Origin of the sequence: Rhodococcus sp. DT1 (assembly GCF_049844875.1) — a bacterium.
Lineage (GTDB): Bacteria > Actinomycetota > Actinomycetes > Mycobacteriales > Mycobacteriaceae > Rhodococcus.
The window spans coordinates 722,077-739,802 of sequence record NZ_JBNCLW010000002.1; the positions used below are offsets into that span (position 1 = coordinate 722,077).

At 66.2% G+C, this 17,726-nt stretch carries 1 protein-coding gene; it reads left to right on the plus strand.

The features are described 5' to 3' along the window. Positions 1–92: 92 nt before the first annotated feature. Complete coding sequence (locus tag ACLQ3J_RS07715; protein WP_425902763.1) at positions 93–17,699, plus strand: non-ribosomal peptide synthase/polyketide synthase; 17,607 nt, start codon at positions 93–95, stop codon at positions 17,697–17,699. The last annotated feature ends 27 nt before the right edge of the window (positions 17,700–17,726 follow it).

A 17,726-nucleotide genomic window follows, 5' to 3' on the forward strand; every position in this document is an offset into this window, starting at 1 on the left:
CCCCCTGATGCGCAGATACCCCTAGAGGTTGCGTGCATGTTCGTGTCGGGAGCGCGGGCAACTGCCCGGTGCTGAGAGGAAGGTTGGGGGATTTGGACTCGCTCGGGAAAGGCGGATCGCAGGCGCAGAACGCGGGGGGCGCGGTACCGCCCGGAGCGTTCCCGCTCTCGCCTGCGCAGTTGGGCATGTGGTTCGCCCAGCACGTCGACCCGACAGTGCCCGCCAACATCGCTCAATACGTCGAGCTCGAGGGTGACCTCGACGTCGATCTCCTCCGCGAATCCAGTGCCCGCGCTGCGCTCGAAATGGGATCCGGGTTCCTCCGGTTCATCGAGGTCGGGGCACAGCCCTACCAACTCGTCGATCCCTCGCTCGAAGCGCCGCTCGGTTTCGTCGATCTGAGCGGTGTCGACGACCCCCGCCAGGCCGCGCTCGACTGGATGCGCGACGACCGCAGCCGTCCCGTCGATGTACTGCGCGACCGTCTCATCGCCGCAACCGTGCTCCGGATCGGCGAACACCGCTACTTCTGGTACAACCGCGTGCACCATCTGGCACTCGACGGTTTCGCCGCCGCCACGTTCATGAACCGCATCGCCGAGTTGTACACCGCGGCGGTCGAGGGCGTCGAGCCGTCTCCGAATCGCGCGTCGGACCTGCACAAGGTCTACGACGTCGAGATGGAGTACCGCGGTTCGAAGCGTTTCCTCGACGACCGCGAATACTGGGCCCGGCAGATCGACGGAATCGAGGAACCCACCAGCCTCTCCGGCCGCACCGCCGCGCCCGCGCCGGTCAGCCGCATCGACACCGCCGCACTGTCCGAGGACACCGAACGGCGGGTCGGCGAACTCGCGGCCCGAGAAGGCGGCAGCCTTGCCACCGCGGTGGTCGCTGCCTTCGCCGCATATCTCGCGCAGATGACCGGGCAGACCGACGTGGTGCTGAGCCTGCCCGTAGCGGCGCGCACCACCGCGGTCCTGCGTCGTTCGGGCAGCATGGTTTCCAACGTCGTACCGCTGCGCTTGAGCGTCACCGACGACACGACCGTCCACGACCTCATCGCCGCCTCGGCGGCGGCCGTCTCGGGTGCGCTGCGCCACCAGCGTTACCGGCACGAGGACATCGTCCGCGACCGCGACGCGGGTTCGGTGGGGCAGTCCACGTTCTTCGGGCCGTGGGTCAACATCATGTTGTTCGACAACGAGGTCCGGCTCGGCGACATGGTCGGCGGAATCAACATTCTGTCGACCGGACTCATCGAGGACCTCGGTGTCAACGTCTACCGCAGCGGTGGCGCCCACACGCACATCGACTTCGAGTCCAATCCCAATCTCTACGGTCCCGAGCAGTCCCGGGCCGACCACACCCGCTTCATGGAGTTCTTCGATCGGTTCGTCGGATCGGATCCGGAACGGCCCGTGTGGGACATCCCCCTTGCGGGACGCGCCGAACTCGACGATGCGCTCATCGAGTGGAACCGCACCGACCGTCCGGTCCGACAGCGCGATCTGCTCGCGCAGTTCCGTGAACAGGCTGCCGAAACCCCTGACGCCACAGCGCTGATCTTCGAAGGCGAGTCGCTGACCTACGGTGAATTGTCTTCCCGCGTCAACACTCTCGCGCGCGCACTGATCGACCTCGGCGTCGGCCCCGAATCGCTCGTCGGGCTGTGCATCCGGCGCTCACTCGATCTCGTCGTCGGCATGTACGCAATCGTCGAGGCGGGTGGAGCCTGGGTGCCCATCGACCCCGACCATCCGGCCGACCGGACGGCGTACATCCTGGACACGGCCAAGCCCGCGGCAGTGCTGACCACGGCGCGCGACGGCGTGGAACTGCCGGACGGCGTCACCGCGGTCGAGATCGACACCTTCGACTACTCGCGCGGTGACGCGCGCCCGATCTCCGACGCGGAGCGGCATGGCCCGATCCTGCCCGACACCACGGCGTACGTCATCTTCACCTCCGGTTCCACCGGCCGGCCCAAGGGTGTGGCCGTGAGCCACGTCGCCATCGACAACCAGATCCAGTGGATGAACGACCACTACGGCCTGTCGTCCCAGGATGTATATCTGCAGAAGACCGCGACGACGTTCGACGTGTCGCTGTGGGGCTTCTTCATGCCGCTGCGTGTCGGCGCGACCCTCGTGATCGCGACGCCCGACGGGCACCGCGACCCGGTCTACGTGGCGAACAAGATCGCCGAGCACCGCGTGACGATCACCGACTTCGTCCCGTCGATGCTCACCGTCTTCGTGGCCAACGCCGCCGACGGGAGCTGCGACTCCCTACGACACGTCTTCGCCATCGGTGAGGCACTGCCGTCCGAGACGGCAGCCGAGTTCGCCCGGCTGTGTTCGGCGAGCCTGCACAACCTGTACGGACCCACCGAGGCGGCGGTGTCCATCACCTACCACCGCGCGGGCCCCGGCGACGTCCACAGTGTCCCGATCGGTGTTCCGCAGTGGAACAGTCGCGCGTACGTCCTCGACCGGCGTCTGCGTCCGGTTCCGGTCGGGCGGCCCGGCGAGCTCTACCTCGCGGGTGTTCAGCTCGCACGTGGCTACCTCGATCGTCCTGACCTGACCTCGGACCGCTTCCTTGCCGACCCGTTCGGCGGGCCGGGCGAGCGGATGTACCGCACGGGCGACCTCGTGCGCTGGGAAGCCGCGAGCGACGGCGCCGGAATCCTCGAGTACATCGGCCGAACCGACTTCCAGATCAAGTTCCGCGGTCAGCGCATCGAACTCGGTGAAATCGAGGCGGTGCTGCTCGCTCACCCCGCCGTCTCGCAGGCCGTTGTTCTCGTTGTCTCGACGCCGACCGGTGACCAGCTCGTGGGTTACCTGGTGGCCGCACCGGCGCAGACGATCGACATCTCCGATCTCGCAGACCATGCGGGTCGCTCGTTGCCGTCGTACATGGTGCCCGCATCGCTCATGGTGCTCGACGCGCTCCCGCTCAACACCAGCGGAAAGCTCGACCGGAAAGCCTTGCCCGAACCCGTATTCAGCAGCACCCGCACCTTCCGCGAGCCGTGCAGCCCGGCCGAGCGCGTGGTGGCAGCGGCCTTCGGCGAGGTGCTCGGCGCCGAACGCGTGGGTCTCGACGACGACTTCTTCGAACTCGGCGGCAACTCGCTCGTCGCGACGCAGGTCGTCTCGCGCATCGGCGCGGCGCTCGACACCCAGGTTCCCGTCCGCGCGCTGTTCGAGGCATCGACCGTCGTGGGACTCGCCACGCGCATCGCGAAGCAGGTCGGTTCCGGAGCCCGGGCACCGCTCGTCGCTCGGCCTCGACCCGATGTGCTGCCGCTTTCCACTGCGCAGCAACGGATCTGGTTCCTCAATCGCTTCGACGTCACTACCGCGGCATACAACCTGCCCTTCACCGTGCGGATGACAGGTGCGGTGGATCCTCGCGTCGTGTCCGACGCGTTCTCGGACGTGGTGGCCCGTCACGAGAGTTTGCGCACCGTCTACCCCGAAGTCGACGGCGACCCCCACCAGGTGATCCTGCCCGTCGAACAAGCCGTCTCCCCGCTCGAACCGGTCGATGTGGACGAGGACGGCTTGCGGGCAGCGGTCGTCGAACTCGCCGGACGCGGTTTCGACGTCGCGATCGACGTCCCGTTCCGCGTCGCGCTGTTCCGCCTCGCTCCCGACACCTATGTGCTCGCGATGGTGCTGCACCACATCGCAGCCGACGGATCCTCGTTCGGACCGTTCGCGCAGGACGTCGTCTCTGCCTACACGGCGCGCGCCGAGGGGCACGAACCCCGCTGGTCGCCCTTGCCGATCCAGTACGCCGACTACGCCCTGTGGCAACGGCAGGCTCTCGGAAGCGAGTCCGATCCTGATTCGGCAGCTGCGCAACAAATCTCGTTTTGGGTGCGTGAACTCGACGGTCTCCCCGATCAGCTCGACCTGCCGTCGGACCGGATGCGTCCGGCGGTCGCAACCTACCGGGGTGGCAAGCACCGTTTCGAGATCGGCGCCGAGACGCACCGTGGACTCGCCGAGCTTGCTCGCGGGCACAGTGCCTCGCTGTTCATGGTCGTCCACGCCGCCTACTCGGTTCTCCTGTCGCGCCTGAGCGGATCGAACGACATCGCCGTCGGCACCGCCGTCGCCGGACGCGGCGAAAAGGAACTCGACGACCTCATCGGCATGTTCGTGAACACGCTGGTGCTGCGTACACGTGTCGATCCCGGACTCTCCTTCGGTGAATTCCTCGATGTGGTCCGTGAAAACGACCTGACCGCATTCTCGAACGCGGACGTGCCGTTCGAGCGGCTCGTCGAGGTACTCAACCCGGCTCGATCCACAGCGCGACACCCCCTCTTCCAGGCAGCGCTGTCGCTCGAGCCCGGTACGGCACGTGAGGTGTCCTTCGCCGGAGTCCACGCCGTGGGCACCGAACTGGAGATGCCGATCTCGAAGTTCGACATCCAGTTGTGGCTGACCGAGAAGACCGGCAGCGACGGTGAACCTGCCGGCCTCGGTGCAACCTTCGAGTACGCGACGGACCTCTTCGACGCCGGTACGGTCGCCGTCTTCGCAGAACGTTTCGTGCGGATCCTCGACGGCATCGTCGCCGACACATCGGCATGCGTGGGCGACTTGTCCATACTCTCTCCCGGCGAAGCCGAATTGCTGCTCACCACTACGGGTCCCGATGCGGCCGAACCGGCCACACTCGTGGACCTGCTCACCGCGGGCGTCGCCGCGCATCCCGACCGGATCGCCGTCCGTGACGGTGACACCGTCCTGACCTACCGAGATCTCGACGCATGGTCGAGCTGGATTGCGCGATACCTCATCGAGCGCGGCGCAGGACCCGACGGCATTGTCGCGCTTGCCTTCCCGCGGTCGTGGGAGATGGTGCTCGGTGTGTGGTCCGTTGCGAAGACGGGTGCTGCCTACGTTCCGGTCGATCCGGAATACCCGGTCGAGCGAGTCACCCACATGCTCGAGGACTCCTCGGCTCTGCTGGGCCTGACGACGGAAGAACACGCCGCAGGTCTGTCTTCCGCCGTCGAGTGGGTGTGCTTCGACGACCCGGCATTCGTCGCCGCGTGCCTGACACACTCGGCCGCTCCGGTCACCGACGACGAGCGGTGTGCTCCGCTCCGCCTCGATCACCTCGCGTACGTCATCTACACCTCCGGGTCCACCGGACGACCGAAGGGTGTCGCGGTCACCCACCGCGGCCTCGCAGGCCTCGTCCACGACTCCGTCGACCTCTACGAGGTGACCGAAGAGTCGCGGATTCTGCAGATCTGTTCGCCGAGTTTCGACCCCTCCGTTCTCGACTTCGCGATGGCCGGTTTCACCGGTGCCGAACTGGTGATCACCCCGCCGACGATCTACGGCGGATCCGAACTGCGCGCACTGATCCAGCAGACCGGTGTCACCCACGCGATCATCACGCCTGCGGTGCTGGGATCTGTGGATCCTGCGGGTGTCGACTCGCTCCGGACCCTCAACGTCGGTGGCGACGCCTCCACGACCGAACTCGTGGCCCGGTGGGCGCCCGGCCGTCGTTTCTTCAACGCCTACGGACCGACCGAGACCACGATCGTGTCGACCCGCGCTCTGCTCGATGCGTCGGGGCCGATCACCATCGGCGGCCCGGTCGCCGGCGTGCATGCGCTCGTGCTCGACAGCCGTCTTCGTCCGGTCCCAGCCGGAGTGTCGGGCGAGTTGTATCTCGCCGGTGACATGCTCGCTCGGGGCTACCACCGACGTGCTGCGCTCACCTCGGATCGGTTCGTCGCGAACCCCTTCGGAGCGCCGGGTACCCGCATGTACCGGACCGGTGACGTGGTGCGCTGGGACGATCAGCGCCGCCTCGTGTTCGCCGGCCGATCCGACTTTCAGGTCAAGGTCCGCGGATTCCGGATCGAACTGGGCGAGATCGACGCTGCGTTGCAGACGCATTCGCTCGTCGACTTCGCAACCACCGTGGGCCACGACATGCCTTCGGGACAGACCGCACTCGTGTCGTACGTGCACGGCGCTCCGGGTATCGACCCGTCGGCGTTGTCCGACCACGTGGCCCGGTCGTTGCCGTCGTACATGGTGCCCTCGCAGATCGTCGTGCTCGACGAGATCCCGCTGACGCCCGTCGGAAAGCTCGACCGCCGAGCACTGCCGGAGCCCGAACTAGGGATCAGCTACCGCGAATTCCGCGCGCCGACGACGCCCATCGAGGGAACCGTCGCTGCCGTCTTCGCCGAGGTGCTCGGCGTGCAACGTGTCGGACTCGACGACGACTTCTTCGAACTGGGCGGAAACTCGCTCCTCGCCACCCAGGTGGTGTCCCGGCTGGGTGTGGCACTCGACGCACAGGTTCCCGTGCGTGCGCTGTTCGAATCGAGCACCGTCGCCGCCCTGGCAGTTCGCGTCGAGCAGGAGGCCGGGCGCGGTGCCCGAGCGGCACTGGCGAAAATGCCGCGGCCCGAGCGTGTTCCGCTGTCCTTGGCGCAACAGCGCATGTGGTTCCTCAACCGCTTCGATTCCCGCTCGGCGACGTACAACCTCCCGATGGCGTTGCGGCTGACCGGAGCCCTCGACGTAGCGGCACTTCAGGTGTCGATCATGGATGTGATCGACCGTCACGAGTCGCTGCGCACCGTCTTCCCCGATTCGCCGGAGGGACCCCACCAGGTCGTACGGGCGGCCGCGGAAGTCGTGCCCAATCTGACCCCGCTCCGGATCGACCGGGACGGGTTGGCCGGTGCGATGCGCCGACTCGCGTCCACCGGGTTCGACGTCACCTCCGAGGTGCCGATCCACGCCGAACTCTACGAACTCGACCGCAACGAGCACATTCTCGCGCTCGTGGTCCACCACATTGCCGCAGACGGATGGTCCACCGGACCGATGGCACGCGACATCATGGTCGCGTACGCCGCACGCACCGAGTGGGAAGAGCCCTCGTGGGCACCGCTTCCCGTTCAGTACGCCGACTACACCCTGTGGCAGCGGGAAGTCCTCGGTTCCGAGGACGATGCGCAGTCGCTGATCTCCGGTCAGCTCGACTACTGGCGTCGCGCGCTCGCCGACGTTCCCGACCAGTTGGATCTTCCGGCTGATCGTCCCCGCCCGGCGACGCAGTCGTTCGCCGGCGCGACCGTGGATTTCTCGATCGATCCGAGCTTGCATCGAGACCTCGTGGCGTTCGCTCGCACGCGCAACGCTTCCCTGTTCATGGTCGTGCACGCGGCCTTGAGCATATTGCTGGCACGATTGTCCGGTCAGCGCGAGATCACGATCGGTACGCCGGTGGCCGGACGTGGCGAGCAGTCGCTCGACGACCTTATCGGTATGTTCGTCAACACTCTGGTGCTCCGCACCGACGTCGATCCGGACGCGCAGTTCACCGACCATCTCGCACGGGCACGCGAAGCAGCACTGGGTGCCTTCGGGCACGCGGATGTCCCCTTCGAGCGTCTGGTCGAGGTTCTCAACCCCACTCGGTCCACGGCTCGGCACCCGCTGTTCCAGGTCATGCTCTCGTTCGAGAATCTAGGTGCAGCGCACGTCGAACTTCGCGGTCTGACCCTCGACCTGCTCGAGATCAACACCGCGGTCGCCAAGTTCGATCTGCAATTGACGTTGTCGGAGGGCTTCGCGGAGGACGGTTCGCCGGACGGTCTCCGTGCGGAGTTCACCTATGCGACCGAGCTCTTCGATGCTTCGACGGTCGAGGGCTTTGCGGAGCGGTTCGTGCGGATCCTCGAGGCGGTGGTGGCTGATCCGGCGCGGCGGGTGGGCGATATCGATCTGCTGGGCGCCGATGAGCGGGTGAGGGTGCTCGAGCGGTGGAACGATACGTCGCATCCGGTGCCGGAGTCGACGTTGCTGGATCGGTTCGATGCGCAGGTCGCTGCGTCGCCGGACGCGGTGGCGGTGGTGTTCGAGGGCGAGTCGTTGACATACGGCGAGTTCGATGCGCGGGTCAATCAGCTTGCGCGGTATCTGATCTCGCGGGGCGTGGGTCCGGAGACGACGGTCGGGTTGGCGGTGCGCCGGTCGTTGGATCTGTTGGTGGGGATGTATGCGATCGTCCGTGCGGGCGGCGCCTATGTGCCGCTCGATCCGGATCAGCCTGCCGAGCGTAATGCTTACATTGTGGAGTCGGCGGCGCCGGTGTTGGTGGTGTCGACGACGCGGGACGGGTTCGAGCTTCCCGAGTCCGAGTCCGAGTTCGGGTCCGGGTCGGTGCCGGTGGTGTCGATCGACACGCTGGATCTTTCGGGCGTTGCGGCTGGTCCGGTGTCGGATGCGGAGCGGACCGCGCCGCTGCGGGCGGACAACACGGCGTATGTGATTTTCACGTCGGGGTCGACGGGGCGGCCGAAGGGTGTGGCGGTGTCGCATTGTTCGGTGGTCAATCAGGTGTCGTGGTTGACAGCCGAGTACGGGTTGTCGCCGGAAGATGTGGTGTTGCAGAAGACGCCGTTCACGTTCGATGTGTCGGTGTGGGAGTTGTTCGGCGGGTTGGCGGCGGGTGCGCGTGTGGTGATCGCGAGCCCTGATGGGCATCGGGATCCGGCGTATCTTGCTGGCGTGATCGGTCGGGAGCGGATTACTGCGACGTCGTTTGTGCCGTCGATGCTTGCGGTGTTCGCTGCTGTCGCCACGCGTGAGGAGTGCGCGTCGCTGCGGCTCGTCCTCGTCGCCGGCGAAGCCTTCCCTGCGCCACTGGCCGATCAATGCGCTGCCCTCGGGCTACCGCAGCTCCATAACCTCTACGGCCCGACCGAGGCGACGGTGCATGTCACGGCGGGGCCGGCCGAGGCGGGTAGTGCGGGTGCGGTTCCGATCGGGACACCTGTGTGGAATACGCAGGTGTTTGTGCTCGACAGCCGACTCGCGCCGGTGCCGGTGGGTGTGGCGGGTGAGTTGTATTTGTCGGGTGCGCAGATCGCGAGGGGGTATTTCGGGCGTGCAGCATTGTCGGCGGAGCGGTTTGTGGCGTCGCCGTTCGGTGTGGGTGAGCGTCTTTATCGCACGGGTGATCTGGTGCGGTGGTCGGCTGATGGTGAGTTGGTGTACATCGGTCGTTCCGATTTTCAGGTGAAGTTGCGGGGGTTGCGGATCGAGCTCGGTGAGATCGAGGCGGCGTTGGTGTCGCACGAGTCGATCGCTCAGGCTGCGGTGGTGGTGTCGGTCTCGGATCTCGGGGATCAGCTGGTGGGGTATGTGGTGCCTGTTGTGGGGGCCGCGGTGGATCGTGACGAGTTGGCGGGGTTTGTCTCGGGGTTGTTGCCCGGATATATGGTGCCGTCGGTTTTGATGGTGCTCGATGAGTTTCCGCTCAACAGCAGTGGGAAGCTCGATCGTAAGGCGTTGCCTTCCCCTGTCTTCGAGGCTCGGGAGTTCCGGGCGCCGCAGACCGCCGTCGAACAGGTTGTGGCGTCGACGTTTGCGGACGTGTTGGGTCTCGAGCGGGTCGGTCTCGACGACAACTTCTTCGAGCTCGGCGGTAACTCGTTGGTTGCGACCCAGGTGGTGGCGCGTCTGGGTGCGGCGCTCGATACTCGGGTGCCGGTGCGGGTGTTGTTCGAGGCGTCGACTGTCGGGGAGCTGGCGGTGCGGGTGGAGCAGGTGTCCGGTGGGGGTGCCGGGGTTCCGTTGGTTGCTCGGGTTCGGCCGGAGGAGATTCCGTTGTCGTTGGCGCAGCAGCGGATGTGGTTCCTCAACCAGTTGGATCCGGGGTCCGCGGCGAACAACATTCCGGGGGCGATCAGGTTGTCGGGATCGTTGGATGTCGATGCGTTGCAGGCGGCGGTGTCGGATGTGGTCGCGCGACACGAGTCGTTGCGGACGGTGTATCCGGAGATCGACGGAGTCGGTTTCCAGAAGGTTCTGCCTGTCTCGGGGACCGTCGTCGAGGTGCTTGGGGAGACCGTCGCGGCCGACGAGGTCCCGGCACGTGTCACGGAGATCGCGACTGCCGGTTTCGATGTCACGCAGCAGGTTCCGATCCGAGTGCGGCTGCTGCGAATCACGCCGGAAGAGCATGTGCTGGTGGTGGTGGTTCATCACATCTCCGCTGACGGGTTCTCGATGGGGCCGTTGACCCGGGACGTGGCGACGGCGTACGCGGCGCGGGCCGTGGGCGCGGTCCCGGAGTGGTCGGCGTTGGAAGTCCAGTACGCGGATTACACGCTGTGGCAGCGAGAGATCCTCGGCGACGAGTCCGATCCGGAGTCGCTGCTCGCGCGGGAAACCGAGTTCTGGCGCACTGCTTTGGCGGATCTTCCTGAAGAGTCGACGGTGCCGGCGGATCGGCCCCGCCCGGCGGTCTCGAGTTACCGGGGTGCCTCGCACAGTTTCACGATCGATCGGCGCGTCCGTGCGGGTATCACCGATCTCGCCCGTCTCAGTGGCGCAACGGAATTCATGGTGGTGCATGCTGCTCTTGCGGTGATGCTGTCCCGGTTGAGCGCCCAGTCCGATATTGCGATCGGCACGCCGATCGCGGGTCGTGGTGAGGCTGCGCTCGACGATCTGGTGGGTATGTTCGTCAACACGCTCGTATTGCGGACGTCGGTTGATGGTGGGGTGTCGTTCGGGGAGTTCCTCGATGAGGTCCGCCGGGTGGATCTCGATGCGTTCGCCCATGCCGATGTGCCGTTCGAGCGATTGGTGGAGGTGCTCGATCCTGCGCGTTCGCAGGCGCGTCATCCGCTGTTCCAGGTGATGCTGACTTTCCAGAATATGGCGGACGCGGAGCTCGAGCTGCCCGGTCTGAGTGTCTCGGGTGTCGACTTCGATGCGCAGATCGCCAAGTTCGATCTGCAGGTGACCGTCACCGATCTGGCCGGTGCGGATGAGCAGTCCCAGGGCTTCGGTATCGAGTTCACGTATGCGACCGAGCTCTTCGATGCTTCGACGGTGGAGGGGTTCGCGGAGCGGTTCGTGCGGATCCTCGAGGCGGTGGTGGCTGATCCGTCGTGTCGGGTGGGGGATATCGATTTGCTGGGCGCCGATGAGCGCAGTGCGGTGCTCGAGCGGTGGAACGATACGTCGCATCCGGTGCCGGAGTCGACGTTGCTGGATCGCTTCGATGCGCAGGTCGCTGCGTCGCCGGATGCGATTGCTGTGGTGTTCGAGGGCGGGTCGTTGACATACGGCGAGTTCGATGCGCGGGTCAATCGGCTTGCGCGGTATCTGATCTCGCGGGGTGTGGGTCCGGAGACGATGGTCGGGTTGGCGGTGCGCCGGTCGTTGGATCTGCTGGTGGGGATGTATGCGATCGTGCGGGCGGGCGGCGCCTATGTGCCGATCGATCCGGATCAGCCTGCCGAGCGTAATGGTTTCATTGTGGAGTCGGCGGCGCCGGTGTTGGTGGTGTCGACGACGCGGGACGGGTTCGAGCTTCCCGAGTCCGAGTTCGGGTCCGGGTCGGTTCCGGTGGTGTCGATCGACACGCTGGATCTTTCGGGCGTTGCGGCCGGTCCGGTGTCCGATGAGGAGCGGATTGCGCCGGTGCGGCCGTCGAATACGGCGTATGTGATTTTCACGTCGGGGTCGACGGGGCGGCCGAAGGGTGTGGCGGTGTCGCATGGTTCGGTGGTCAATCAGGTGTCGTGGTTGGTAGCCGAGTACGGGCTGTCGCCGGATGATGTGGTGTTGCAGAAGACTCCGTTCACGTTCGATGTGTCGGTGTGGGAGTTGTTCGGCGGGTTGGCAGCGGGTGCGCGTGTGGTGATCGCGAGCCCCGACGGGCATCGGGATCCGGCGTATCTTGCTCGCGTGATCCATCGGGAGCGGATCACTGCGACGTCGTTCGTGCCGTCGATGCTTGCTGTGTTTGCTGCTGTCGCCACGCGCGAGGAGTGTGCGTCGTTGCGTGTGGTTCTTGTTGCGGGTGAAGCGTTCCCTGCGGCTTTGGTCGATCAATGTGCTGTTCTGGGGTTGCCGCGGTTGCACAACTTGTACGGTCCGACCGAGGCGACGGTGCATGTCACGGCGGGGCCGGCGGAGGCGGGTAGTGCGGGTGCGGTTCCGATCGGGACACCTGTGTGGAACACCCGGACCTATGTTTTGGACCAGCGGCTGGTGCCGGTACCCCTCGGAGTTGTCGGTGAGCTGTATCTGTCGGGTGCGCAGATCGCGAGGGGGTATTTCGGGCGTGCAGCATTGTCGGCGGAGCGGTTTGTGGCGTCGCCGTTCGGTGCGGGGGAGCGGTTGTATCGCACGGGTGATCTGGTGCGGTGGAACGCCGATGGTGAACTGGAGTACATCGGTCGTACCGATTTTCAGGTGAAGTTGCGGGGGTTGCGGATCGAGCTCGGTGAGATCGAGGCGGCGTTGGTGTCGCACGAGTCGATCAGCCAGGCTGCGGTGGTGGTGTCGGCCTCTGATCTCGGGGATCAGCTGGTGGGTTATGTGGTTCCTGTTGCGGGCGAGACTGTGGATCGTGACGAGTTGGCGGGGTTCGTCTCGGGGTTGTTGCCCGCGTATATGGTGCCGTCGGTCTTGATGGTGCTCGATGAGCTTCCGCTCAACAGCAGTGGGAAGCTCGATCGTAAGGCGTTGCCTTCCCCTGTCTTCGAGGCTCGGAAGTTCCGGGCGCCGCAGACACCCGTCGAACAGGTTGTGGCGTCGGTGTTTTCCGAGGTGCTCGGGGTCGAGCGGGTCGGTCTCGATGATGATTTCTTCGCTTTGGGTGGTAATTCGCTGATCGCGACCCAGTTGGTGGCGCGTCTGGGTGCGACGCTCGGTACTCGGGTGCCGGTGCGGGTGTTGTTCGAGGCGTCGACTGTCGGGGAACTGGCGGTGCGGGTGGAGCAGGTGTCCGGTGGGGGTGCCGGGGTTCCGTTGGTTGCGCGGGTGCGTCCGGCACAGATTCCGTTGTCGTTGGCGCAGCAGCGGATGTGGTTCCTCAACCGGTTCGATCCGGATTCCACCGCATACAACATTCCGCTCGCCCTGCGGATGACCGGTGCACTGGACATCAGAGCGCTGCGCGACGCGGTCGCGGATCTGGTCTGCCGGCACGAATCACTGCGCACCGTCTACCCGGAGACGGAGTCCGGTCCGGTTCAGCGCATCCTTTCGGCGACGCAGGCGTCGGTGGACCTGACCCCGGAAGACGTCACGGCGACAGACCTCGAGACCCGGATGCGCGAGATCGTCTCGGCCGGATTCGACGTGACGACGAACGTGCCCGTGCGTATGCATCTGCTGCGCGTGACCGACGAGGACCATGTGCTGGTGACGGTCGTGCACCACATCAGTGGCGACGGGTCCTCGATGGTGCCGCTGGTGCGTGACGTGATGACGGCGTATTCCGCGCGCACCGCCGGCACCGAGCCGGCATGGGCGCCATTGGAAGTGCAGTACGCGGACTACGCGCTGTGGCAGCGCGAGGTGCTCGGCTCCGAAGACGACCCGGACTCGACCGCCGCGAAGCAGCTCGCCTATTGGCGTGAGTCCCTGGCCGACCTGCCCGACCAGCTGGATCTCCCGCTCGATCGACCGCGGCCGGCACAGCAGAACTTCCGCGGCGACCGTGTGGAGTTCCGCATCGGTGCCGACCTGCACGGTGAGCTACGCGACCTCGCTCGGGCGCAGAATGCCACGGTGTTCATGGCCGTGCATGCCGCGTTCGCGGCGCTGCTCGCCCGGCTGTCGGGTTCCGGTGACATCGCGGTCGGCACACCCATCGCGGGCCGTGACCAGCAGGCAACGGACGACCTTATCGGCATGTTCGTCAACACGCTCGTGCTGCGGCTGCAGGTGGACGGCGGCAACTCCTTCGGTGATCTGCTCGTCGCTGCCCGTGAAACGGATCTGCAGGCCTTCGCGCATGCTGATATACCGTTCGAACGACTGGTCGAGGTCCTCAATCCGGCGCGCTCGACCGCACGGCACCCGCTTTTCCAGGTCGGATTCTCGTTCCAGAACCAGCGCCGCTCGGAACTCGAGTTGCCCGGTCTCGACGTGACGCCGATCGACCTCGAAGGTGGTGTCGCACAGTTCGACATGCATCTGATCGTTACCGACCGTTACCGCGAGGACGGAGCGCCGGACGGGATCGACGCCATCCTCACCTACGCGACGGATCTGTTCGAGCGGGAGACCGTGGAAGCGGTCGCAGACAGGCTCGTGCAGCTACTCGGTGCGTTCGTCCAGGATCCCGCTGCGCCGGTCGGCGACCACCTTTTGCTTCTCCCGCCCGAGCGCCACGTTCTCACCGAACGGAACGAGACCACCCACGACACCGGCGTATCCGCCACCCTCGTCGACCTGTTCGACGAGCAGGTCGCCACCCGGCGTGATGCCGTGGCACTCGACTACGAGGGCCGGCAGTGGACGTACGGTGAGTTCGACTCGTCGGTGAACCGGCTCGCCCGTCATCTGATCTCGCTCGGTGTGGGACCCGAAGATCGTGTCGCACTTGCAGTTCGGCGCTCGCCTGAATTGCTGGTCGGGATGTATGCGATCGCCAAGACCGGCGCTGCGTATGTGCCCGTCGACCCCGCGCAGCCTGCCGAGAGGAACGCGTACATCCTCGACACCGCTGCACCCGCAGCGATCGTCACGACGAGTACGGACCCGGTCGGACACGGGCAGGTTCGGGTGGTCGAACTCGACCGCGTCGACCTCTCCGATGTCGCGGACACGCAGGTCACCGACATCGAGCGGACCGCGCCGCTGCGCCCGGACCACACGGCCTACGTGATCTTCACCTCGGGTTCGACGGGCAGGCCGAAGGGTGTTGCCGTTCCGCACGCCGCGATCGTGAACCAGTTGCTGTGGAAGCGCAGCTTCTTCGGACTCGGCCCGGACGATGCCGTACTCCTCAAGACTGTCGCCACCTTCGACCTGTCGGTGTGGGAGTTCTGGTCGGCGCTCACGGCCGGTGCGCGTCTGGTCGTGGCAACTGCGGACGGTCATCAGGACCCCGACTACCTGCTCGGACTGCTCCGTGACCGCAACGTCACCACGTTGCACACGGTTCCGTCCATGCTGTCGATGCTCATGACCGTGGCGGCGGGCCCGCTTTCCCCGTCGCTGCGTCGCGTCCTCGCGATCGGCGAGGCCCTGCCGGCTCCGGTGGCACAGCAATTCCGCCAGGCGAATTCGGCGGCGCTGTACAACCTGTACGGTCCGACCGAAGCTGCCGTCTCGGTCACCGTGCACGAGGTCGACGATGCCGACACGGTCATCGTCCCGATCGGTGTGCCCGAGTGGAACACCGCCGTCCACGTTCTCGACGGGCGGCTGCGTCCGGTCGCCCCGGGTGTGGCAGGCGAGTTGTACCTCGCGGGCGCCCAACTGGCGCGTGGCTACCACGACCGCCCGGATCTGACGGCCGACAGATTCGTCGCGGATCCGTTCGGCGGCGGACGCATGTACCGCACCGGCGACATCGTGCGATGGAACCGGGACGGCCGACTCGAGTACCTCGACCGCGCCGACTTCCAGGTGAAGATTCGCGGATACCGGATCGAACTCGGCGAGATCGAGGTCGCTCTGCGCGACCTCACGGACGTGCGCGACGTCGCTGTCGCGGTGCGCTCCGACGCCCGGACCGGCGACCGGCTGATCGCCTACGTCGTTCCGGTCGGCGACGGGGACTTCGACGAGAACGTGGTCCGTTCCGCACTTGCCGAACGGCTTCCGTCGTACATGGTGCCGTCGGCGTTCGTGGAACTCGATGCGCTGCCGCTCAGCACCAACGGCAAACTCGACCGGGCGGCACTGCCCGATCCGGCCGTCGAGGCAGGCGAGTTCCGCGCACCGACCAACCCGGTCGAGGAAGTCGTCGCGGATGCAGTAGCCGAGTTGCTCGGTGTGGAGCGGGCTGGTCTCGACGACGACTTCTTCGCCCTCGGCGGCAATTCCCTGCTCGCGACACAACTCGCGGCACGTCTCGGCGCGGCGCTCGACACGAAGGTGGCCGTGCGCAAGGTGTTCGAGGCACCCACGGTGGGGGCCCTTGCCGCCCATATCCAGCCTTCCGTCGGAGCGGGGGCTCGCGCCCCCCTCGTCGCCGGACCGCGACCCGAACGTATTCCGTTGTCGTTGGCGCAGCAGCGGATGTGGACCCTGAACCGGGTCGATCCCGACTCCGGTGTCTACAACATCCCGGTTGCGGTGCGCTTGACCGGTGAACTCGACACCGAGGCCCTCCAGAACGCGGTCTTCGACCTGTTTGCGAGGCACGAGGTACTCCGGACCGTCTACCCGGACACCGAGGACGGCCCCGTGCAGGTCGTCCTGCCGGTTGCTCAGGTCGTTCCGGCTCTGACCCCGATCGATGTGACGCCCGGCGAACTCGTCGACCGTCTCACCGAGATCCTCGGCGCCGGATTCGATGTCACCGGTTCGCTGCCTCCGGTGCGGATGGCGGTGTTCCGGATCTCGGCGAGCGAACATGTGCTGGCCGTGGTGGCGCACCACATCGCCTCGGACGGTTACTCGATGCGACCGCTCGTCCGCGACGTGATGCTCGGCTACACCGCCCGTGCGCAGGGACAGGCCCCGGGCTGGGAGCCACTCGAGGTCCAGTACGCGGACTACACGCTCTGGCAGCAGTCCGTCCTCGGTTCCGAGGACGATCCGGACAGCGAACTGTCACGTCAACTCGATTACTGGGCAAGTGAACTCGCGGGCGCACCCGAAGTGCTCGAGCTCCCCACCGACCGTCCGCGACCGGCCCGGCAGTCCACCGCGGGTGCATCGATCACCTTCGACGTCGGTGAGGAACTCGCCGTCCGTATCGAGAAGGTCGCACGGGAACACCACGCCACCGTATTCATGGCGATGCACGCCGCCTTTGCGGTGCTGCTCTCCAGGCTGTCCGGCAGCGACGACATCACCGTCGGCACTCCGACGGCGGGTCGTGGTGAAGAAGCACTCGACGGTCTCGTCGGCATGTTCGTCAACACCCTGGTGCTCCGTACCCGCGTCACCGGTTCGTCGACGTTTTCGGACCTGCTGGAACAGGCCAGGGAAAAGGATCTCGCCGCGTTCGGCAACGCGGACGTGCCGTTCGAACGGGTCGTGGAACGTCTCGGCGTACGTCGGAGCAGTTCCTACACACCGCTGTTCCAGGCGATGCTGACGTTCCAGAACATCGAAACAGGGACGTTCGAACTGCCGGGTCTGGCAGTGACTCCGCTCGAGACGGGCGTAGACCAAGCGAAATTCGATCTGCAGTGCACCATCGTCGAACAGTTCTCGCCGGGTGGTGCGCTTCAGGATCTCGCGGTGACCTTCACCTACGCCACGGCGTTGTTCGACGCGGCAACGGTGGAAACGCTCGGTCGGCGCTTCGTCCGGATCCTCGATGCCGTCGCCACCGACCCTCGCACGGTGCTGCGGTCGATCGACATCCGTTCGGACGAGGAACGTGCGCGTGCCGCACGGCCGCGGAAGGCGCGAACGGTGGCGGATCTTCCCGCGCTCGTGACGGCAGCAGCCACGGTCGCACCCGAGACGGTGGCCTTCGCACACGGTGAACGCGAAGTCACATTCGGTGAGTTCGCGGGACGCCTGGACACGATGACGACGACCACAGGCGGTGCGCTGACCGCGGAAGCGCTCGTATCGGTGGTGCTCAACGGGTTGGTGCCGGGAATGCTGCCCGAACTGGGGGCGGACGGCCTCGCACAACTCGTGCGGGAGGTGATCGCCTTGGCGGAGGGAGTGATCTCCGCGGATTAGTTCTGCGTCGGTCCGTTCGGGATAATC